We start from the raw sequence: 21,371 nt of genomic DNA on the forward strand, positions 1-21,371 counted from the left end.
GGCGCACGCCCTCGTCGCTGCAGTTCGGCGCCGACGACGTGGCGCGCATCGACGAGGTCGCCCCCTGGCAGGAGCGGATGCTCGACGCCCTGGCCGGGGGCATCGCCGACGGCCTGCTCGTGCCGCTGGCCCTCGAGTACGGGGCGCCGCCGGCCGAGGCCGCGGCGTTCCTCGAGGTCATCCGCCCCGCGCTGCAGGTGACCCCCGCCCCCACCGCCGTCGCCGTCGACCTGCCCGGCGACCTGCCCGCGCACGAAGCGGATGCCGTCGCGGCGGGCCTGGCGGCCGCCGGGCTCACTCCGGCGCCGGCGGCGGCCCCGGGCGCACCCGTGGTGCTCGTCGCCCACCGCCTCGTGCCGCCGCACCAGGCGGCGAGGCTGCTGGCCGCCGACATCCCGCACCTGCCGCTGCTGCTGGCGGGCGACGCCGCCACCGTCGGTCCGCTCGTGCACCCCGGGCGCACCGCTTGCCTGGCGTGCGACCACGCGCATCGCCGCGATGCCGATCCCACCTGGCCGCTCGTGGCCTCGCAGCTGCTCGGGCGCCCGCCGGTGCCCACCGACCGCGCCGTGCTGGCCGAGGCCGCGCTGCTGGCGGGGCGGATGCTCGCCACCGGCACCACCGGCGCGTCGGTGACCGTCAGCGTCGGGAGCGTGCGGCGGAGCTGGCGCGGGCACCGGCCGCACGCAGGGTGCCTGTGCCGATCTCCTGCAGGAACCGCGACGCCTGACGCTCGCGACGCCCGCTCGTCCGTGCGAACGACAGCGACAGCGATCGCCCGGCGCGCGTGATGCCGACGTAGGCCAGGCGCCGCTCCTCGTCGATCTGCTCGAGGGTGGTCGCGTACGAGATCGGCAGCAGCCCTTCGGCCATGCCCGCCAGGTGCACGTGGTCCCACTCCAGGCCCTTGGCCGCGTGCAGGGTCGCGAGGGTCACCGTGCGCATCGCGGGCTCGTGCTGGTTGCGGGCGCGCGCGGCCAGCTCGTCGGTGAAACGGCGCAGCGACATGTCGGCGGGGGCCTGCTCGGCCAGGCGCAGCAGTGCCGAGCGGGCCTCCCACGCGTCGCGCAGCGCGCCGCCCGCCGGCGGCGGCTCGTCGGTGAGCCCGAGCGAGCGCAGCACGTCACGGACGGCATCCACGAACCCGCCCTGCAGCGGCGCGACCGACGCACCCCGCAGGGCCAGCAGCGCCTGGCGCACCTCGGGGATCTCGAAGAACCGGGTGCCGCCCAGCACCGTGGCGGCGAGCCCCTGCGAGGCCAGGGCCCCCAGCAGCGACGCCGACTGCGCGTTCGCGCGGTAGAGCACGGCGATCGTGCCGGGGTCGACGCCGGCGGCGACCTGCGCGGCGATGCGCGCGGCGATGCCGTCGGCCTCGGCCGCGTCGTCGGGGTAGGCGGTCACCTCGGGCACGTCGCCCGCGGCGGCGTCGGAGACCAGGCGCAGCGCGCCGGGCCGGCCGCGCATGAGCTCGTTGGCGGCGGCGAGGATCGACGGCGTCGACCGGTAGTTGTGTTCGAGCCGCACGACACGGGCATCCGGATGCCGGGTCTCGAAATCGAGCAGGAAGCGCGGGTCGGCTCCGGTGAACGAGAAGATCGTCTGACTGGCGTCGCCGACCACGCACAGGTCGTGCCGGTCGCCGAGCCACAGCTGCAGCAGGTGGTGCTGCAGCGGCGAGACGTCCTGGAACTCGTCGACGGTGAAGTGGCGGTACTGCTCGCGCACCTGCGCGGTGACGCGGGGCTCGGCCTCGAGCATCCCCGCGCACGCCAGCAGCACGTCTTCGAAGTCGAGCTGGCGCCGCTCGTCCTTGATGCGCTCGTAGGCGCGCATCAGATCGATCACCGCGGCCAGCGGCAGCCCCGCCACGCCCTGGGGGCGGGCCCGTGCATAGTCGTCGAGGGAGCGCATCGTGACCTTGCGCCATTCGATCTGCGCGGCCACATCGCGCAGCGTCGCCCGGTCGAGCCGCAGGTGCAGGTCGTCGGCGGCGTGGGCGAGCACGCGCACCTTGCTGTCGGCGATCGACGGGGCCGAGTCGCCCGCCACCTGCGGCCAGAAGTGGTTGAGCTGGGCGAGGGCGGCGGAGTGGAACGTGCGGGCCGAGACGCCCTCGACGCCGAGCGCCCGCAGGCGCCCGCGCATCTCGCCGGCGGCCTTCGTGGTGAAGGTCACCGCCATGATGCGGCCGGGCGAGTAGGCGCCGGTGTCGACGCCGTGCGCGATGCGGTGGGTGATCACCCGCGTCTTGCCGGTGCCGGCACCGGCCAGCACGCACACCGGTCCGCGCAGGATCGCGGCCGCTTCCCGCTGCCGTTCGTCGAGCCCCGCCAGTGCCCCCTCGCTCACCGCACCTGCCCCGACACCCAGTCGCGGATGAGGGCATGCGCGATCGAGGCGCCGCCGGGCAGCTCGACGTCGCCGGCACCGTCCAGGGCCGCGCGCAGCTCGTCGCGGGTGAACCAGCGCACGTCGATGATCTCCTCGCCGTCGGCGCGGGCCTGCCCGGGCTCGGCGGCCACGGCGGTGAAGCCGAGCATGAGCGAACGGGGGTAGGGCCAGGACTGCGAGCCCCGATAGTCCAGCCGCGACACCGCGACGCCGGCTTCCTCAGCCACCTCGCGCACGAGCGCCGACTCCAGCGACTCCCCCGCCTCGACGAAGCCGGCGAACGCCGAATAGAGCACCCGCTCGCCCCACAGGGCGTTGCGCCCCAGCAGCAGGCGGCCGCCCGCCGGGTCGGTGACCACCACGATGACGGCCGGATCGGTGCGCGGGAAGTGCTCGCGCCCGCAGTCGGGGCACGACCGCGACCAGCCGGCAGCGCGCGGCACGAGCCGGCCGCCGCATGCCGGGCAGAAGGGGGCGTCGACCAGCCACCGGGCCAGGGCGACCGCCTCGACGAGCAGCCCCGCCTCCTCGGCATCCAGGTCGCCGCCGACCGCGCGCAGCGACGACCACTGCGCGGCCTCGTCCGTCAGCTCGACGGGCGGCTCGTCGCGGGCGCCGGTGGCCGCCAGCAGCACGGCGTGGCCGTCGTCGGCGCGCGCCAGCAGCGCCCAGTGCACCGCGCCGACGATCTCGTCGGCGGCGACCAGGTGCAGGCGGCCGGCGCGCAGCGGCGCACGGTCGCCGTGCACGGCGAGCACACGGGTGCCGGGCTCGGAGCGCAGACGCTCCAGCAGACCGGGTTCGTGACGCAGTTCTGCGGCACGATCGAGCACGGCCCGCGCCAAGGCGGGCGGCTGCGGGGTGTCCTGCGGCGACATCGAGGACCTTCCTTGCCGGGCGTGGCGCGGCGGCGCCGACGCGTGCCCGACCTACCCTGGGGGCATGGCACGCTCACCCCTCACTCTAGCCGCGACGGTGACGTCGGCCCTTCCCCGCACCCAGGTCGTGCGGGTGGCCGAGCTGACCGAGCACGCCGCCGGCCGCTACGACAGTGCCATCGCCACGCTCGGCGACGGCAGCCAGGTCGTGGTGCGCGTGGCATCCGATGCCGAGGCGGCGGCCGACCTCGACGGCGACGCCCGCGCTTTGACGGCGCTCTCGGCGGGCGTGCGCGCGGTGCTGCCCTTCGCGGCGCCCGAGGTGCTCGGCCGCACCAGCCTCGACCGCTCCCCCGCGCTCGTGCAGAGCTTCCTTCCCGGCTACCGGGTCGACGCCGGCCATGTGCCCGCCGGCCCCGGCGTGGCCACGGCGCTGGCCGACGCCCTCGCCGCCGTGCACGCCCTTCCCGCCTCGGTCGTGCGCGACGCCGGCCTTCCGGTGCGCACCGCCGCGCAGGTGCGCGACGAGGCCGAGCGCCTGCTCGACCGCGCCGAGGCCACCGAGCGTCTGCCGTTCGGCCTGCTGCGCCGCTGGAGCACCGCGATCGGCACCGAGTCGCTGTGGCGTTTCGAGACGACCGTGACCCTCGGCGGCGCCGACCCCGCCTCGTTCCTGCTCACCGACGACGTCCACGGCATCCCCCGCGTGTCGGGTCTGCTCTCGTGGGCGGGTCTGGGCGTCGGCGACCCCGCGCAGGATCTGCGCTGGCTCGCCTCGGCGCCCGCGGCCCGCGACGACGTGCTGGCCGCCTACAGCGCCCGCACCCACCGCGCCACCGACACGATGCTCGCCGAGCGCGCGCGCCTGCACGCCGAGCTGGAGTTCGCGGCCTGGCTCGTGCACGGCCACGCCGCCGGTGCGGCCGGCGTCGTCGACGACGCGGTCGCGCTGCTGGAATCGCTCGCCGAGAGCGTGCGCGACGAGCCGCCGCTGGGCCGCGAGAGCGTGAGCGTGTCGGATGCCATGGCCGTGCTCGGCCGGGTGAGCACCGGCACCGACGTCATCGACACCTCGATGCAGACCGACACCTACGACCCGGAGCGCCTGGGCCTGTACACGACCGACGAGATCGACGCGATCCGCGCGAGCGATCCGGCCGCGGGCGGCCAGGAGACCGAGCCGATCGAGTTCTCGCTGTGGTCCGAGAAGGAGGGCGCCGACTCGCAGCGCTCCACCGACGACGACGCCGACCCCGACATCGACTCGGCGGCCCGCAACGCGCTGCGCCGCTGGACCGGCACCGACTGACGCGACCGCGCGCCCGGCGGGGCGATGGCGCGGCTTCGTCAGCTGCGCGGGCGTCAGCCCTTCGCGTTCGTCAACTGCGCAGGCGTCAGCCGCTGCGGATTCGTCGGCTGCGCGGGCGTCAGCCGCGCAGGATCGTGCCGTCGGACACGTAGTACAGCACCACGTCGATCTGCTCCAGCGGCACCCCGTGCTTCAGGTGATAGGCGCGGCGATACAGCTCGAGCTGCAGCATCCGTTCGGCGCGTTCGGCGGGGGTGCGCGGTGAGCGCCCGGTCTTCCAGTCGACGATCTCGATGCGCCCACCGCGGTCGTCGCGCAGGTACACGGCGTCGAGTTTGCAGATGACCACGTGCGAGCGGCCGTCGCCGAACAGGTCGTCGGCGGCGAAGTCGATCTCGGTCTCCACGGCGATCGGGCGGCGGTCGGCCCACTCCGAGGCGAGGAAGTTCTGCTGCAGCCGGGCGAGGTCGGCGGTGTCCACGCTCGCCGCCCCCTGCTCGTCGTCACTCTCCCACAGCGCGTCGTCGGTGACGGTGCCGGCCCCCACCAGCCCTGAGCGCTGCTCGACCCACGCGTGGAAGAGAGTGCCCAGCCGGGTCTGCCGGTAGGGCCGCTCCGGCAGGGGCCGGGCGGTCGCCGCCGCCGCGGCCGCGTAGTTGGCGGTGAACTCCTTGTAGCGGGAGGCGGGGATGCGCACCGGTGCGGGGTCGCCGCCGCCCGCCGCGCGTTCGTCGCGCTCGGCTAGCAGCAGCGCGAGGTCGCGCGAAGGGGCCGCTGCCGGTGCGTCCTGCGCCGCCTGCACCGCGGCGGCGGCCGCGGCCACCGCCGCCCGGCGGGCGCCGAGCGGATCGAGCGGCCACGACAGGTAGCGGTGGGTGTCGAGGTAGGGGTTCTCACCCGGGTCGCCGTCGAGCTGCGCACCCAGCGACAGCGCCTCGTCGATCTCGCGCAGGAAGGCGCCGGCCGCACGCGGCTTGACGGTCCCCGACCAGTGGGCGCCGGAGAGCAGCAGATGCTCGCGCGCACGGGTGACCGCCACGTAGGCCAGGCGCCGCTCCTCTTCGAGGTGGCGGTGCTTGACGCCGGCCTTGAAGTCGCCGATCCGGGTCTTCAGGTCTTGCTGGGTGGGCGCATCGTCCACGCTCCAGTGCAGCCGGGGCAGCCACGCCTCGTCGCCGCGGAAGGGGTAGGGCAGGCCGCCGAAGCCGAGCCAGCCCTGACCGTCGCGCAGGCTCGCCGGCAGCTCGCCGTCGACGGCGCGCACGACCGCGACGGCATCCCACTCCAGCCCCTTGGAGCCGTGGATGGTGAGCAGCTGCACGACGTCCTGCTCGGGCGGCTCGGTGCGCGGCGCGAACTCGTCGAGCTGTTCGGCGCGGTCGAGCCAGGCCAGCAGGGCCGGCAGCGAACCGCTCTCGTCGGTGGCGAGGAAGCCCTGCAGCTCGTCGACGAAGGCGCGCAGCTGGGCGTGCGCGATGCGCGCCGGCCCCCGCGCCTCGTTGGCGGCCAGCTCGATGTCGAGCCGCAGCTCGTGCTCGATGAGGCGCACGAGCTCGGGGATGGGGAGACCGGCTGCCTGCCGCAGGCCGGTGAACACCGCCGCGGCCTCGCGCAGGCGCTCCAGCGCTGCGGGGGTGAACCCGGCGACGAGGCCGTGCTCGTCGCTGAGCCGTGGCAGCAGGTCGAGCGCGTCGACGAGCGAGGAGCCCTCGTCGTCGCCGCCGAGCCGCCGTGACAGCTGCTGCAGCGCGCGCAGGTCGGCCAGCCCGATCGCCCATCGCGGGCCGCCCAGCAGCCGGATGAGCGGCGATCCGGCCTGCGGGTCGCTGATCACCCGCAGCGCCGCGACGACGTCGACCACCTCGGGGGTGGACAGCAGTCCGCCGAGCCCGAGGATGCGGTGCGGGATGCCGCGCCGGCCGAGCGCGTCGGCGAAGGTGACCATGTGCTTCTTGCTGCGGAACAGCAGCGCGCCGGTCGTGGTGCGTCCGGCTCCCGCACGCTCGGCGCGCACCCGCGTGAACCACTCGGCCACGGCGTCGGCCTCGGCTTCGACGTCGAGGCGGTGGTCGATCTCGACGGCTCCGGCCGGTGCTCCCGGGCGGGGGGCGAGCCGCGCGACCGGCACGGGTGAGGAGTCGGCCAGCGGGGCGAGCACCGCGTTGGCGGCGTCGAGGATGCGGGTGGCGTTGCGCCAGCTGGTCATCAGCGTGAACCGGTGCGCGTCGGAGGTCGGCGCGAACGCGCGCGCGAAGTCGCCGAGGTTGCCGGCGCTCGCGCCGCGCCAGCCGTAGATCGACTGGTGCGGGTCGCCGACGGCCATCACCGGCGCGTCGTGGAACAGCGCCGCGAGCAGGTCGGTCTGCACGACCGAGGTGTCCTGGTACTCGTCGAGCAGCACCACGCGGTAGCGCGCACGCAGCTCGTCGGCCACCGACGGGTGGCTGCGTGTCACCTCGAGGGCGCCGGCGACCTGATCGGCGAAGTCGATGAGGCCCAGGCGCGCCTTCTGCGCCCGGTACTGACGCGCCAGCCCGGTGAGCACCGACAGGCCGCCCACCTTGTCGGCGACGGCGGTGATGTCGGCCAGCTGCGGGAAGCGGGCGGTGCGCGACGGGCGTTCGGCGACGGCGGCGAACCGGGTGGCGAACCGGTCGAGGGCATCGAGGTCGGCGAGGTTGTCGACGCTGTCGCGGGCGAGGCGGAGGGCGGCGTCGATGATGGTCGACGGACGCTCGATCCGCTCCTCCAGACGGGGGTCGTCGGAGGCCAGCACGACCCGGCGCATCAGCAGCCAGGCGGCGGACTCGGTGAGCACGGCCGCCTCGGGGTCGCGCCCGATGCGCACCGCGTTCTCCCGCACGATGCCGTCGGCGAAGCTGTTGTAGGTGGAGACCGTGGGCCGGTCGATGAGGTCGTCGGCCAGCGCCTGCGGCTGGGCGTCGACCTGCGCGGCGAGGGCGTCGAGGGCTGCGCGTCGGGCGGCGTCGGGGGCGCCGCCCTGCTCGAGCTCGCCGAACACGGCGAGCTGCCCCGCGGCATGCAGGGCGCTCAGGTGCGGCAGCAGTCCGCGTCGCTCGAACTCCCCCAGCCGCTGCAGCCGGCGGTGGATGCGCTCGGTGAGCTCGCCGGCGGCCTTGCGGGTGAAGGTGAGGCCGAGCACCTCGGCGCGTCCGACCAGGCCGTTGGCCACCAGCCACACCACCCGCCCCGCCATCGTCTCGGTCTTGCCGCTGCCGGCGCCGGCCACCACCAGCGCGGGCGCCAGGGGCGCGGCGATCACGGCGGACTGCTCGGCGGTGGGCGGGAACTGCCCGAGCGCGGCGGCGATCGTCTCGGGGGCGATCAGGGCATCGGCGGTCACGAGGAGCTCACCGCCCCGACGGTGTGGATGCGGCACACGCCGTAGGTGTGGTCGTCGCGGCAGTGCGCCTCGTAGGGGGCGAGGAACCGATCGCCGCGCATGACGGTGGCGGCCGCGTCGAGGCGCGACAGGAACGCACCGCGACTCTGGTCGTCGAACGGCGCCTGCAACGCCGTCAGGTAGGGCTTGTCGCCGCTCTGCTTGAGCACCAGCAGCATCGCACCGCCGGGGACGGGATCGGGGATGTCGCCCGCCACGCCGCCGCGCTCGAAGGCCAACTGATAGGCGGCCAGCTGCGGGTGCACCGCGATGACCGGCGCGCTGGTCTTCTCGGAGCGTCCGGTCTTCAGGTCGACGATGACCACCCGGCCGTCGGGATGGCGTTCGACGCGGTCGATGTAGCCCGACAGCACGATGCCGTGGGGCTCGGCGGCGGGGGTATCGGTGTCGGGGGTGGCGGTCTCTGGGGTGGCCGTCTCGGCGGTGTCGGCGGTCTGGGTCGCGTCGGCTGAGCTGTCGCCAGTCTCGGCGGCCGAGCCGTCGGTCTCGGCGCTGGGGCCGATCTGCTCGCCGCCGGCGATCGGCAGGCGCACCTCGAAGTGGGGCTCGCTGGAGACGACCTCGACGCCGCCCCGCTCGCCGTCGCGCAGGTAGGCGGCCATCCGCGACACGAGGTCACGGGCACGCTCGCGTTCGCTGCGTTCGATCCAGGCCGCGTCGAACTCGAGCTCGCCCCAACGCTCCTCGACCGCCTGCCAGAGGCGCTGCTCGTCGGCATCCTCGGCGTGTTCCATCGCCGCATGCAGAATCGTGCCGAGCCCCGCGGTGACGGTGGAGCTCTCTCCCCCGAGATCGGCGATCACCCAGTTGAGCTCGCACTCCTCGAGGGCGTGCAGTCGCGAGGGCGAGACGCGCACGTCTTCGACGGCGAGGTCGCGCAGCGGCGCCGTCGATGTGGGTCCGGCCACGCCGTACCACTGCGACGGGTCGGCACCGGGCACCTCGGCCGCGGCCAGCAGTGCGAGCTGCGCCGCCGCATCGGTCACCGCGCGGGCGCGGGTCGCGCCGGCAGCGCCGGGGCCGGCCGCGGTCAGGGTGCGGCGGTGCTGGGCGACCAGCCCGCGCAGCGACAGCGGATGCTCGGCGGCTGCCGGCGCGGGCTGGGCGGGCGGGAGCAGCTCGAACAAGGCGCTCGGTCCGGTGTCGTCGTCGTCGACGGCGGTGACCACGAGGCGGTGGCGTGCCCGCGAGACCGCCCGCGCGAACAGCCGCAGCTCGTCGTGCAGCACGCCGCGGCGGCGGTCGAGCGGCGCCGATTGCGCCGCGTCGTCGAGGCCGAGGCGCCATGTCTCCAGCAGGCTGCCGCGGGCGCGGAGGTTCGGCCACACGCCGTCTTGCACCCCGGCGATGACGACGGTGTCGAACTCGGTGCCGAGAGCGCCGGCGGGCGTCATGACGCGCACCGCGTCGGCGGGCAGCGGCGCGCTCAGCCGGTCTTCGGCGACGTCGGCGTCGAGCACTCCCCGCAGGAACGCCAGCGGCGCGGTACCGTCTTCGCGCTCACCGTGCCGCTTGGCCGCCTGGAACAGCGCCACGACGGCGTCGAGGTCGCGCGCCGCCTGGGCCGCCAGCGGTCCGTGCCCGCGCGCGGCCTGCTCCCAGGCGCGCTCGCGACCCGACCGCTCCCAGACCGTCCAGAGCAGCTCGTGCGCGGTCGCACCCTCAGCGAGCTGACGGCGCAGCAGCGCGATCGTCTCGGCCACCCGCGCCGCGCGGCGGCCCTCTCGCGTCTCGAGGATCGTGAACTCGAGCGGATGCGCCATCGCCGAGGTGAGCAGCTCCCGCGCCGACGGCACCGGGGCCGTGCGGTCGGTGCCGGCCGGACGGGGTTCGGCACCCCCGGCGTCCGGCGCGGATACTCCCCCATGGCGGGGGGCGGCAGGCGCCGCGGTGTCCGGCGCGGATGCGCCCTCAGCCGCCGCATTCGTTCCCGACGCGGCATCAGCCACCGCATCCGTGCCCGACGCGGCATCAGCCACCGCATCCGTGCCCGACGCGGCATCAGCCACCGCATTCGTTCCCGACGCGGCATCCGCCACCGCATCCGTTCCCGACGCGGCATCCGCGTGATGGGTGGCAGTCACCGCGGGATCCGTGGCGGACGTGGCATCAGCGACCGACGCGGCGTCCGCGACACCGCCTGCCGCACTCGCCTCCGCCTCGGCGAGGGCGCGGTGGCGCAGCGCGGAGCGGAGGCGACGCAGCTCGATGGGATCGAAGCCGGCGCCGAGGAGGGCGTCGGCGGCGTCGTCGGGGCCCCACTGCTCGCGGCCGGCGAGGTCGATCAGGCCGAGGATGTCGCGCACGGCGCGCACCGCCGACAGGGTGCGGGTGGGTCCGGTGGCTCCGGTGGGCACTTCGCGGGCGGCCAGCTCGGCCTCGAGCGCGCCGACCTGGCGGGCGTCGTGGGCGATGACGGCGCACGCGCCCCATGGCACGCCCTCGTGGATGTGACGCTCGCGCAGCAGGCGCGCGATGGTGTCGTACTCCTCGGCCTGCGACCGCAGCGCGAAGGCTGCGACCGACCCGTCGTCGCCCTCCGGCTCGGCGGGGGCGGAGCGGTGGGCGACCACGCCGACGGCGCCGATGCGCGCAGTGACCTCGGCCAGCAGCGCCCGCTGCGCCGGAGTGCCGCGGTGCGCGGTGCCGAGCACATGGAGGGGCAGTCCCGCCGCGAGTCGCGCGAAGTTCTCGGCCGTGGCGCCCCGGAACGCGCCCGAGCTGACGTCGGGGTCGCCGACGGCGACGACGGCGACGCCGCGCCGTCGCAGCGCCTCGAGCAGTTCCACTCCCCCGAGGGTGAGCTCCTGCGCGTCGTCGACGAGCACGCACCGCAGGCTCGCGAGGGCGCCGAGCTGGGGGGCGGCGGGCGGCAGCGCGCGCAGCAGCGCGACGGCCTCCCGCACGAGCCCGGCCGCATCGCGATGGGCGCCGCGCAGACTGCCGCGCACGTCGTGGTATTCGCCGGCGAACGAGGCCAGCGCCTGCCACACCTCGATGCCGTCGCGCTCGGCGCGCGCCGACAGCGCGGCGGGGTCGATGCCGAGAGCGGTGGCCTCGGCCAGGAACGCGCGCACCTCGGTGCGGAACCCCTTCGCGGCGCGCACCTCGGCGGGAAGCCACTGCGGCCACCGCGACGCACCGGCGGCATCGTCGTCGGTGTCGCCGGCGAGGAGGTCCTGCACGATGCGGTCTTCGTCGGGGCCGGTGAGCAGCTGCGGCGGCTCGGCGCCGGCGTGCACGACGGCCGCGCGCACCACCTGGAACGCGAACGCGGCCACCGACCGGGCCAGGGGCCCCGCCGTCGCGACGCCGACCGCGACGGCGAGCCGGTCACGCAGGGCCGTGGCCGCCTGCCGGGTGGGGGTGAGCACGAGCACGTCGTCGAGCGGGACGCCCGCGGCGGCGAGGGCCGCGACCCGCGCGATGATCGCGCTCGTCTTGCCGGTGCCGGGCGCGCCGACCACGACCGCCGAGGCGTCGGCGTCGAGATCGACCACCGCCTGCTGGGCGGCGTCGATCGCTGCCGCGGCCGGGGGGAGGTGCATGCTCTTCACGCTAGCCGCCCCCACCGACAGCATCCTTCACCCCCTCCCTGCTTTTGTCTGGGCTCGGCGGCCTGTGCGTCCATCCCTCGTGCATTCCGGGTCCCGAACGACCACCTCCCGAGGCCTGAGCCCACCCGACGCGACCCCGATCCCCCTGTTCGTGCCTCGAGGTGAGGGTTGTTTCGCACCAGCAGGCGCGCCCCGCGATGCAGGCCAGCAGTGAGATCGGGGTCGCGTGCGACGGCATCCGGAGCGCTGAGCCGGCCGAATGAGACCCCGAACGCGTGGTGATTCAGCAGGACAACGCCTCACACGCTGCGTCACCCTGTTGGCGCATGCGGATGCTGCGGGCACAGGGCGCCTCGACACCAGAGCGGCCCGACATCGAATCGGGGTCGCGTGCGACGGCATCCGGGGCGCTGAGCCCACTGAACGAGACCCCGAACGCGTGGCGACGGGCCCCGAGAGCGCCGGTCGCCTGCGGCTCCCCCTCGGCGCGCACGGATGCTGCGGGCACAGGGCACCTCGACGCGAGCGGCCCGACATCGAATCGGAGTCGCGTGCGACCGCATCCCGGGCGCTCAGCCCACCGGACGGGACCCCGAACGCGTGGTGATGGGCCCTGAGAACGTCTGTCGCCTGCGGCTCCCCCTCGGCGCGCACGGATGCTGCGGGCACGGGGCGCCTAGATGCAGGCGGCCCGACTTTGGAATCGGGGTCTCGAGCGACCGCATCCTGAGGGCTGAGGGCGCCGGACGGGACCCCGATCCCCGAGAGGCGCCCCACCCCGGGATCGGAGTCGCGTGCGACGGGCTCTTGAGTGGTGAGGCGGCAGGACGCGACCCCGATTCGCCAGCACGCCGCAGGGCGCAGCGGGGGGCGGGTTTCGCTGTGCGCGCACAGGGGCGCGCGGAGGCGACCGTGTCGCCCGGGTGTCGTAGAGTCGGAGAGGGCCGCCGGAACCGGCCCGGAAAGGCAGTCACCCGTGGAGATCCGCATCGGCATCACGAACACCGCCCGCGAGCTCAGCTTCGAGTCGGACGAGACCGCCGAGTCGATCCGCACCTCGGTGGCCGCCGCCCTGGAGTCGAAGGCCGCGTTCGTGACCTTCGCCGACGCGAAGGGCAACTCCTACATCGTTCCCACCGCGGGCATCGCCTTCGTCGAGGTCGGCACCGACCACTCGCGCCGCGTCGGCTTCGTGGCCTGACCCCACCGATGGACATCATCATCGCGCTCGTCGTCGGGGCCGCCGCCGGTGGTGTGCTGCACTACCTGCAGCCCGGCCGCGCCTCGCGCGGTGCGGCCCTGGCCCCGGTGCTCGGCGCCCTCGTCGGCGCGCTGGTGTGGATGATCCTCACGTGGGTCGGGCTCACCACGCTCGACCCGTGGCTGTGGCTGGTGTCGTTCGCGGCGCCGTTCGTCGTCGTCCCGGCGACGCTGGCGATCCTCGCGCGCACACGCGCCTCGCACGACGCCGCCGAGCGCGTGCGCCTCGGCATCGCCTGAGGCCCGTTCAGGCCCCCGAGGCACCCGCACCCGCGGCCCCGCGCCCCCGACTCAGGCGTCGAGGCCGAGCTCGGCCATCCGGCGCGAGTGCGCGGCCAGCAGCTGCGTGAACACCGGCTCGACGCGCTTCTCCTCCGCGGCGTCCAGCGACTGCGATCGCAGCGCGCCGCGGGCGATCAGCAGCGTGTCGCCGACGAGCCGACGCCCCCACAGCGCCAGCAGCGACCGCCACTCGGGGTCGGCGGCGATGGCATCCGTGATGATCGCCGCCAGCGCCTGCCGGTCGTCGTCCTGCCGAAGGATCGCGGCCACGGTGCCCCCGGTCGAGGCGTAGCTGGCCGACAGGGCCAGGTAGAAGTCGTCGAGCATGCCGGCCGTCAGATGCACCGAGAGCATCGTCTCGAGCGGCCGGGCGCCGTGGGTGGCACGGCGGAACGCGTCGAGCGGCTCGCGGAACGGGAGCATGATCTCCAGCGCCTCGTCGCCCCGCTCGCGGATGACCGCCACGAGTGCCTGATGCTTGGCGAGGGCCGCACCGGCGGCACGCGAGAGCGACTCCTTCGAGGCGAGCTCGGGGGTCGGGGCGATCAGCGCGCTCAACGTCTCGAAGTAGCCCAGCTGCAGGTAGGCGGCCTGACCGAGGAACGTGTCGATCTCGGGCGCCAGCTCTTCGAAGTCGACGCGGCGCACGTCGCCGAAGTCGCCGCGCGAACGCAGCTTCAACGTGCCCGCCGCGGGGCGCTTGCGCTGCCAGAACCAGGTGACCACGCGTACAGCCTAGGTGCAGGCGCGCGCCCCTCCCCGGCTTCCCGGTGCCGCTCGGGTAGGCTGGTGCGGTCCCGGCGTCGGATCGGGACCACCGCGCCTGTGGCTCAGCGAAGGGCGTGGACCCACTCATCGGCGGCTTCGCCCCGCCAGACAGGCATGGACACCGTGACGACTTTCGTCGAACTCGGCGTCGACCAGGACATCGTCGACGCTCTCTCCGCCCGCGGCATCGTGGATGCTTTCCCGATCCAGGAGCAGACCATCCCGCTGGGTCTTCCCGGGCAGGACATCATCGGCCAGGCCAAGACCGGCACCGGCAAGACCTTCGGCTTCGGCATCCCCGTCGTGCAGCGTCTGGGTCTCGACCCCGCTCCCGGCGTGAAGGCGCTCATCGTCGTGCCGACGCGCGAGCTCGCCGTCCAGGTCTACGAAGACATGGACATGCTGACCAAGAACCGCTCGACCAGCGTCGTCGCGATCTACGGCGGCAAGGCCTACGAGGGCCAGATCGACCAGCTCAAGGCCGGCGCGCAGATCGTCGTCGGCACGCCCGGTCGCCTCATCGACCTCAACAACCAGCGCCTGCTCGACCTCAGCAACGCGACCGAGGTCGTGCTCGACGAGGCCGACAAGATGCTCGACCTCGGCTTCCTCCCCGACATCGAGAAGATCATCCAGAAGGTCTCGCAGGTGCGGCACACGCAGCTGTTCTCGGCGACGATGCCCGGGCCGATCGTCGCCCTCGCGCGCCGGTTCATGACCAACCCCATCCACATCCGCGCGACCGACCCCGACGAGGGTCTCACGCAGGCCAACATCAAGCACCTCGTCTACCGGGCCCACTCGCTCGACAAGGACGAGGTCATCGCCCGCATCCTGCAGGCCGAGGGCCGCGGCAAGACCGTCATCTTCACGCGCACCAAGCGCGCCGCCCAGAAGCTCGTCGACGAGCTCACCGACCGTGGCTTCAACGCCGGCGCCGTGCACGGCGACATGAGCCAGGAGGCGCGCGAGCGCTCGATGGCCGCCTTCAAGGCCGGCAAGCGCGATGTGCTCATCGCCACCGACGTGGCCGCCCGCGGCATCGACGTCGACGACGTGACCCACGTGATCAACCACACCATCCCCGACGACGAGAAGACCTACCTGCACCGCGCCGGCCGCACCGGCCGCGCCGGCAAGACCGGCATCGCGGTCACCTTCGTCGACTGGGAGGACCTGCACAAGTGGGCCCTCATCAACCGCGCCCTCGAGTTCGGCCAGCCCGAGCCCGTCGAGACCTACTCGTCGAGCCCGCACCTGTTCGAAGACCTCGACATCCCCGCCGGCACCAAGGGCCGCATCGGCAAGGCCCCCAAGACCGAGACCGTACGCGTGGCACGCCCCGAGCGCGCCGCCGACGTCGCCGAGGCCGGCACCGACGAGGGCGGCACCCGCCGTCGCCGCCGCCGCTCCAACGCGAGCAAGGTCGGCGCTTCGTTCGAGGGCACCGCCGAGGGCACGTCCACCGACGAGAGCACGACGGATGCCGCCGCCCGCGGCGCCGACGGTGCGGGCACCCACGACGGTGCCGGGTCGGAGCACCACGACGGCAAGCCGGCCCCGGCACGCCGTCGCCGCCGTCGCCGTCGCGGCACCGGTTCGGGCGCCCCCGCGGGGGCCTGAGCCTCGTCGCCGCCGCGACGCGCGTCGTCACGGTGTCGCCAGGGTGTCGCGGGGGTGCGCGCAGGCTCGCTAGTGTGCGTCTATACGGCTTCCCCCGCCGTCTCCTTTCGAGAAAGGCACACACGTGCGACTCATCGACGCGACCGTCGAATATCAGGGCTTCTGGGGCTCCTTCTGGGACCTCATCTGGTGGTTCCTGTGGGCGTTCATCTTCATCTCCTACCTGTTCGCGCTGTTCGCGATCATCGGAGACCTCTTCCGCGACCGCAAGCTCAGCGGCGGCTGGAAGGCGGTGTGGATCTTCTTCCTCATCTTCTTCCCGATCATCACCGCACTGGTGTACCTGATCGCCCGCGGCAGCGGCATGGGCGAGCGCGCGGCCACCGAGGCGCAGAAGTACAAGTCGGCGCAGGACGACTACATCAAGCAGGTGGCCGGAACGAGCCCGTCCGAGGAGATCGCCAAGGCGAAGTCGCTCCTCGACGCCGGCACGATCTCGCAGGCCGAGTACGACGCCCTCAAGGCGAAGGCCCTGGCCTGATCACGGCCCCGGCCTGATCGACCACGCGGCGCCCTCGTCCTCCCTCAGGGGAAGACGGGGGCGCTGCCGTGTGCGGCGGCGATGATCCGCTCCACCATCGCGACGTCGGTGGTGAACTCCCCCGGCAGGTTGGGCTTGCCGGCGCCGTGATAGTCGCTGGACCCGGTGACGATGAGGTCGTGCCGCTCGACGATCTCCCGCAGCACCGCCACCTGCTCAGGGCGGTTCTCGCGGTGGCCGAGCTCGAACCCGCCGAGGCCTGCGTCGATCATGCGGCGCAGCAGGCCGACCGGCAGCAGTCCCGCCCGCCCGGCGGGGTGGGCGATGATCGGCACGCCACCGGCCTCGGCCACCGCCGCCACCGCCGTGACCGGATCGGGCGCGTAGAGGTCGACGTAGTAGTCGCCGGAGGGGTGCAGGATGCCGGCGAACGCCTCGCCCCGGTCGGCGACGATGCCGCCCGCCACCAGCGCGTCGGCGATGTGGGGCCGCCCCACGGTGGCACCCACCGCGGTCTGGGCGAGGATGTCATCCCACGACACGGCGTAGTCGCGGCCGATGCGGCTGGCCATCTCCTGCGCACGCGTGAGACGCGACGAGCGGATGCGGTCGGTGAGGGCGCGCAGGGCGGCGTCGTCGGGATCGAAGAGGTAGGCCAGCACGTGGACGCTCCGCCACTCGTGCCGGGCTGAGAGCTCCATGCCGGGGAGGAAGGTCATCCCCAGCGACACGGTCGCCTCGGCCGCCTCCGCCCACCCGGCCGTGGTGTCGTGGTCGGTGAGGGCCATCGTGCGCAGGCCGTGACGGTGCGCGGCGGCCACGACCGCCGCCGGCGGCTCGGTGCCGTCGGAGTGATCGGAATGCAGATGCAGGTCGCAGGGTCCGCTCACGCGTGCGGACGGCGCGGTGCTCGGCATCCTCCGAGCGTATCCGAGGCCCCCGCGCGGTGGCGCGTCCCAGCATCCTCCAGGCTCGCTCGCCTAGGCTCGTGGGCGTGCTGCGACTGATCGGGATCCTCGTGACGCTGGTCGCGGCGATGGCCGCCGCGGTGATCACCTGGCCGCAGTTCTTCCGCCTCGAGCAGGTGGCCCCGATCGCGCAGATCGTCGCACTGCGGGCGGGCGTGGTGCTGGGAGCGCTGGCCGTGGCGGTCGTCTTCCTGCTGCTGTGCCTGGCCCGGCCGCTGCGCGCGTTCGCCGGCGCGATCGTCACCATCGCTCTGCTGACCGCGGCCGCCAACGGCGCGATCCTGCTGGTGCGCGGCACCGGCACCGACAGCCTCCCCGACAAGGATGCCGGCAGCATCCGCGTGCTCACCTGGAACACCGCGGGGGCTGCCACCGACCCGACGACGATCGCCCAGGCGGCCGTCGCCATGCAGGCCGACATCATCGCGCTGCCCGAGACGACGCTGGAAGCCGGCACCCAGGTGGCCGTCACCATGCGCGAGATGGGCCACCCGATGTGGGCGCACCACGAGAGCTATCAAGACCGCGAGGGCTACGAGGAGTGGGCGGCCAACTCGACCACCCTGCTCATCTCCCCCGACCTCGGCGACTACGCCGTGGTGCAGTCCACCTCCGACGGCACCACCGGCACCTCGCGCCTGCCGAGCGTCGTGGCCATGCCGGTCAGCGGCTCGGGCCCCGTGGTCGTCGTCGCCCACGCGGTGGCGCCGCGCCCGCAGGCGATGGGCGACTGGAGCCAGGACCTGCAGTGGCTGGCCGACCAGTGCGGCACCGACGATGTGATCATGGCGGGCGATTTCAACGCCACCGTCGACCACATGCAGCGCCTCGGCGTCGACGGCGGCACGCTCGGCCGGTGCAGCGACGCGGCCCAGCAGACCGGCAACGGCGGGGTGGGCACCTGGAACACCGCCTGGCCGAAGCTGCTGGGCGCGCCGATCGATCACGTGCTCGCGACGAAGGCCTGGCGCCCGTCGGGCTCGGTCGTGCTCTCGGGGCTCGACGACGCCGGCAGCGACCACCGCCCGCTCGTCGTGCAGCTCGAGCCGGCCGCCCCGTAGGCCGCTCATCCGACGCCTCCGCTCGGGCCGTCGCCCGCGACCCCGCACCATGAGGGGCCCGCGAGTGGAAGACTGGACGCATGAGCACGAGCGAGAGCGACACGATCGCGACCGAGGCGACCACGCAGGCGCCGCAGACCTCGAACCGCAAGCAGCCCTTCCCGCAGGGGTTCCTCGACACGATCTCGACGGGCTGGGCCGATCGCCCCGACCTCGCACCGCCCACGCGCGCGCAGGCGCCCTACGCCGCGGCGCGCCGCGCAGCCCTGTCGCGTGCCTTCCCCGGCGACCGCCTCGTGGTGCCCGCGGGCGGCTACAAGCAGCGCTCCAACGACACCGACTACCCGTTCCGCGCGCACTCCGCCTTAGCGCACCTCACCGGCTGGGGCGCCGACGCGGTGCCCGACTCGGTGCTCGTGTTCGATCCCCGCGAGGATGCCGACGGCGAGCCCGGCCACGACGTCACGCTCTACCTGCGCGAGCGCGCCGACCGCACGACCCCGGAGTTCTACGGCGACGCGACGATCGGCGAGTTCTGGATCGGCCCCCGCCCGTCGCTGGCCGGTGTGGCCGCCGAGCTGGGCATCCCCACCGCGCACATCGACGGGTTCGCCGGCGCCGACGGCGACCGGGTGCTCGACGACGACACCGACCTCACCCGCACCGTGTCCGAGCTGCGGCTCGTGAAGGACGAGTACGAGATCGCCCAGATGCGCCTGGCCGTCGAGGTCACCGGGCGCGGCTTCGACGACATCGTCGCCGACCTCCCCCGCATCATCGCCACCCCGCGCGGCGAACGCGCTGTGGAGGGCGTGTTCCACCACCGCGCCCGCACCGAGGGCAACGGCGAGGGCTACGACACGATCGCCGCGTCGGGGCCGCACGCGTGCTACCTGCACTGGACCCGCAACGACGGCGCCGTCGTGCCCGGCGACCTCATCCTCGTCGACGCCGGCGTCGAGGTCGACAGCCTCTACACCGCCGACATCACCCGCACCCTCCCCGTCTCGGGCACCTTCACGCCCATCCAGCGCACGATCTACGAGACCGTGCGCGAGGCCGCCGACGCGGCTTTCGCCGCGGCGCGGCCGGGTGTGACCTTCCGCAGCATCCACGAGGCCGCGATGGGCGTCATCGCCCAGCGCGTGGCCGACTGGGGCCTGCTGCCGGTGACGGCCGCCGAAGCCCTCGACGCCGAGCGCGGCGGGCAGCACCGCCGCTACATGGTGCACGGCACGAGCCACCACCTCGGCATCGACGTGCACGACTGCGCGCAGGCGCGGCGCGAGATGTACTACGACGGCATCCTCGAGCCCGGAATGGTGTTCACCATCGAGCCGGGGCTCTACTTCCAGATCGACGACCTCACCGTGCCCGAGGAGTACCGCGGCATCGGGGTGCGCATCGAGGACGACGTGCTGATGACCGCCGACGGCCCCGTCAACCTGTCGGCCGACATCCCGCGCACCGCCGACGAGGTCGAGGCGTGGATCGCCCGGCTGTCCCCGGGCGCCGGCGCGTGAGCGGCTTCACGCCGCCGCCCGCCTTCACCACCCGCCCGCAGCTCGTCGGCACGTTCGGCGCGGCCGCCTCCACGCACTGGGCGGCCACCGCCGCGGCGCAGGCGGTGCTCGAGCGCGGCGGCAACGCGTTCGACGCGGCCGTGGCCGGCGGGTTCGTGCTGCACCTGGCCGAGCCGCACCTCAACGGCCCCGGCGGCGACCTCGTCGGCATCTTCCACGCTGCCGGCGCCGACGCCCCGCAGGTGCTGATGGGGCAGGGCCCGGCACCGGCCGGGGCCACCATCGCGCACTTCCGGGCCGAGGGCCTCGACCTCGTCCCCGGCGCGGGGGGCCTGGCCGCCGCCGTGCCCGGTGCGGTGGACGCGTGGCTCGTGCTGCTGCGCGACCACGGCACACTCGGCCTCGCCGAGGTGCTCGACGCCGCACGCCACCACGCGCGCGTGGGCATCCCGCTGCTGCCGGCAGCGGCTGCCACGATCGCCAAGGTGGCAGGCCTGTTCCGGGACCACTGGCCCTCGTCGGCGCAGCTGTGGCTCGACGACGGCGCTCCCCCACCCGTCGGCGCGCTGATCCCCCACCCCGCCTACGCCGACGTGCTCGACCGTCTCGTCGCGGCATCCGCAGCCGGTGACCGCCGCACCGGCATCGAGGCGGCCCGGGCGGCGTGGCGCGGCGAGCTCGCCGCGGCGACCGCCTTCCTCGCACAGCCGCACCGCCACTCCACCGGCACCGACCACGCCGCTGTCATCGACGACGCCGACATCGCCGCGTTCGAGGCGGGCTACGAAGCGGCCGCCACGATCGAGTTCCGTGGCCACACGGTGGCCAAGGCGGGCGCGTGGACGCAGGGGCCCGTGCTGCTGCAGGCCCTCGGCATGCTCGACCCGCTCGATGACGACCTGATCGACCCGTCGCGGGCCGCCGGCGCGCACACCATCGTCGAGGCGCTCAAGCTCGCCCTCGCCGACCGCGACGCGCACCTCGGCGACGGCGTCGACCTGGCGCCTCTGCTCGACGGCGACTACCTCGCCGACCGCCGCGCGCTCATCGGCGCCGAGGCCTCGCGGCAGTGGCGACCCGGCGCGCCCGAGGGCCGCGCACCCTTCACCCCGCCGCTGCGCCGCACGGCGCCCACCGCGGATGCCGCCGGCACGGGCGAGCCGACCGTCGACCGCACCGGGGCGACACGTGGCGACACCTGTCACATCGACGTCGTCGACCGCTGGGGCAACATCGTGGCCGTCACGCCGTCGGGGGGTTGGCTGCAGTCGTCGCCGGTCGTCCCCGCCCTCGGGTTCTGCCTCGGCACCCGCCTGCAGATGACCTGGCTCGACGAGGCCGCACCGTCGGCGCTGCGCCCCGGCGCCCGCCCGCGCACGACCCTCAGCCCGACGCTCGTGCTGCGCGGGGGCGAGCCGCTGCTGGCCCTCGGCACGCCCGGCGGCGACCAGCAGGATCAGTGGCAGCTGCCGATGCTGCTGCGGATGCTGGTGGGCGGCTACACCGCCCAGCAGGCCATCGACGCCCCCACGTTCCACACCATCGCGCTCATCGACTCGTTCTGGCCGCGCACGTGGGATCCCACCGGGGTCGTCGCCGAGGACCGCCTCGGCGACGAGGTGCTCGACGAGCTCGCCCGCCGCGGCCATGACCTCACGCGCGCCGGCGACTGGGCGCTGGGACGGCTCTCCGCGGTCGGTCTCGACCGCACTGACGGCACGCTCTGGGCCGCAGCGAACCCCCGCGGCATGTCGGGCTACGCCTCCGGTCGCTGATCCTCCTC

14 protein-coding genes are annotated in these 21,371 nt (G+C 74.4%); 8 read left to right on the forward strand and 6 right to left on the reverse strand.

The window, feature by feature from the left end:
- Positions 1–639: 639 nt before the first annotated feature.
- Together N3K63_RS09110 and nudC are read right to left on the reverse strand one after the other, a co-directional pair.
- Positions 640–2,352 carry an ATP-dependent helicase gene (locus N3K63_RS09110; RefSeq protein ID WP_261579830.1) on the reverse strand — a complete coding sequence of 571 codons (1,713 nt, stop codon included), beginning with the start codon at positions 2,350–2,352 and terminating at the stop codon, positions 640–642.
- Positions 2,349–3,272, reverse strand: a complete 924-nt coding sequence (nudC, locus tag N3K63_RS09115; protein WP_261579831.1) for an NAD(+) diphosphatase — start codon at positions 3,270–3,272, stop codon at positions 2,349–2,351. The genes N3K63_RS09110 and nudC overlap by 4 nt, the downstream gene beginning before the upstream one ends.
- A 64-nt stretch (positions 3,273–3,336) precedes the next feature.
- On the opposite strand from nudC, the gene N3K63_RS09120 reads away from it, so the two are divergent.
- Complete coding sequence (locus N3K63_RS09120; protein ID WP_261579832.1) at positions 3,337–4,581, forward strand: phosphotransferase; 1,245 nt, start codon at positions 3,337–3,339, stop codon at positions 4,579–4,581.
- 118 nt (positions 4,582–4,699) lie between these two features.
- On the opposite strand, the gene N3K63_RS09125 is transcribed toward N3K63_RS09120, so the two are convergent.
- Both N3K63_RS09125 and N3K63_RS09130 read right to left on the reverse strand, forming a co-directional pair.
- Positions 4,700–7,945, reverse strand: a complete 3,246-nt coding sequence (locus tag N3K63_RS09125; RefSeq protein ID WP_261579833.1) for an ATP-dependent DNA helicase — start codon at positions 7,943–7,945, stop codon at positions 4,700–4,702.
- Complete coding sequence (locus N3K63_RS09130) at positions 7,942–11,553, reverse strand: PD-(D/E)XK nuclease family protein (protein WP_261579834.1); 3,612 nt, start codon at positions 11,551–11,553, stop codon at positions 7,942–7,944. The genes N3K63_RS09125 and N3K63_RS09130 overlap by 4 nt, the downstream gene beginning before the upstream one ends.
- A 985-nt stretch (positions 11,554–12,538) precedes the next feature.
- Here N3K63_RS09130 and N3K63_RS09135 point away from each other — a divergent pair.
- Positions 12,539–12,763 (forward strand): DUF3107 domain-containing protein, encoded by a 225-nt coding sequence (locus tag N3K63_RS09135; RefSeq protein ID WP_261579835.1) that lies wholly within the window; start codon positions 12,539–12,541, stop codon positions 12,761–12,763.
- Positions 12,764–12,771: 8 nt separating this feature from the next.
- Positions 12,772–13,062 carry a hypothetical protein gene (locus N3K63_RS09140; RefSeq protein ID WP_261579836.1) on the forward strand — a complete coding sequence of 97 codons (291 nt, stop codon included), beginning with the start codon at positions 12,772–12,774 and terminating at the stop codon, positions 13,060–13,062.
- A gap of 51 nt (positions 13,063–13,113) precedes the next feature.
- On the opposite strand, the gene N3K63_RS09145 is transcribed toward N3K63_RS09140, so the two are convergent.
- Positions 13,114–13,830 (reverse strand): ferritin-like domain-containing protein, encoded by a 717-nt coding sequence (locus tag N3K63_RS09145; protein WP_261579837.1) that lies wholly within the window; start codon positions 13,828–13,830, stop codon positions 13,114–13,116.
- A gap of 165 nt (positions 13,831–13,995) precedes the next feature.
- Between N3K63_RS09145 and N3K63_RS09150 the strand changes: the two genes are divergently transcribed.
- Together N3K63_RS09150 and N3K63_RS09155 are read left to right on the forward strand one after the other, a co-directional pair.
- A complete protein-coding gene (locus N3K63_RS09150) occupies positions 13,996–15,495 on the forward strand; it encodes a DEAD/DEAH box helicase (protein ID WP_261579838.1) in 1,500 nt (499 codons plus the stop codon).
- A 124-nt stretch (positions 15,496–15,619) separates the two neighbouring features.
- Positions 15,620–16,036, forward strand: coding sequence for an SHOCT domain-containing protein (locus tag N3K63_RS09155; RefSeq protein WP_261579839.1), 417 nt, complete (start codon positions 15,620–15,622; stop codon positions 16,034–16,036).
- A gap of 44 nt (positions 16,037–16,080) precedes the next feature.
- Here the strand turns inward: N3K63_RS09155 and N3K63_RS09160 are convergent, their stop codons facing one another.
- Entirely contained in the window at positions 16,081–16,953 is an 873-nt protein-coding gene (locus tag N3K63_RS09160; protein WP_261579840.1) for a PHP domain-containing protein, read from the reverse strand.
- 77 nt (positions 16,954–17,030) lie between these two features.
- On the opposite strand from N3K63_RS09160, the gene N3K63_RS09165 reads away from it, so the two are divergent.
- The 3 genes from N3K63_RS09165 to N3K63_RS09175 all read left to right on the forward strand — a co-directional run bounded on the left by N3K63_RS09165 (position 17,031) and on the right by N3K63_RS09175 (position 21,363).
- Positions 17,031–18,065: an endonuclease/exonuclease/phosphatase family protein gene (locus tag N3K63_RS09165; protein WP_261579841.1), complete on the forward strand. Its 1,035-nt coding sequence runs from the start codon at positions 17,031–17,033 to the stop codon at positions 18,063–18,065.
- An 80-nt stretch (positions 18,066–18,145) separates the two neighbouring features.
- Entirely contained in the window at positions 18,146–19,588 is a 1,443-nt protein-coding gene (locus N3K63_RS09170; protein WP_261579842.1) for an aminopeptidase P family protein, read from the forward strand.
- On the forward strand, positions 19,585–21,363 hold the full coding sequence (locus N3K63_RS09175) for a gamma-glutamyltransferase family protein (protein ID WP_261579843.1): 1,779 nt from the start codon (positions 19,585–19,587) through the stop codon (positions 21,361–21,363). The genes N3K63_RS09170 and N3K63_RS09175 overlap by 4 nt, the downstream gene beginning before the upstream one ends.
- The last annotated feature ends 8 nt before the right edge of the window (positions 21,364–21,371 follow it).

Source organism: Microbacterium festucae (genome assembly GCF_025421715.1).
Classification (GTDB): domain Bacteria; phylum Actinomycetota; class Actinomycetes; order Actinomycetales; family Microbacteriaceae; genus Microbacterium; species Microbacterium festucae.

What these genes read in the sequence shown, in the direction of transcription:
- N3K63_RS09130 (WP_261579834.1), bottom strand. Translation starts at nt 11,553, where the DNA reads ATGCACCTCCCCCCGGCCGCGGCAGCGATCGACGCCGCCCAGCAGGCG.
- nudC (WP_261579831.1), bottom strand. Translation starts at nt 3,272, where the DNA reads ATGTCGCCGCAGGACACCCCGCAGCCGCCCGCCTTGGCGCGGGCCGTG.
- N3K63_RS09160 (WP_261579840.1), bottom strand. Translation starts at nt 16,953, where the DNA reads ATGCCGAGCACCGCGCCGTCCGCACGCGTGAGCGGACCCTGCGACCTG.
- N3K63_RS09140 (WP_261579836.1), top strand. Translation starts at nt 12,772, where the DNA reads ATGGACATCATCATCGCGCTCGTCGTCGGGGCCGCCGCCGGTGGTGTG.
- N3K63_RS09170 (WP_261579842.1), top strand. Translation starts at nt 18,146, where the DNA reads ATGAGCACGAGCGAGAGCGACACGATCGCGACCGAGGCGACCACGCAG.
- N3K63_RS09120 (WP_261579832.1), top strand. Translation starts at nt 3,337, where the DNA reads ATGGCACGCTCACCCCTCACTCTAGCCGCGACGGTGACGTCGGCCCTT.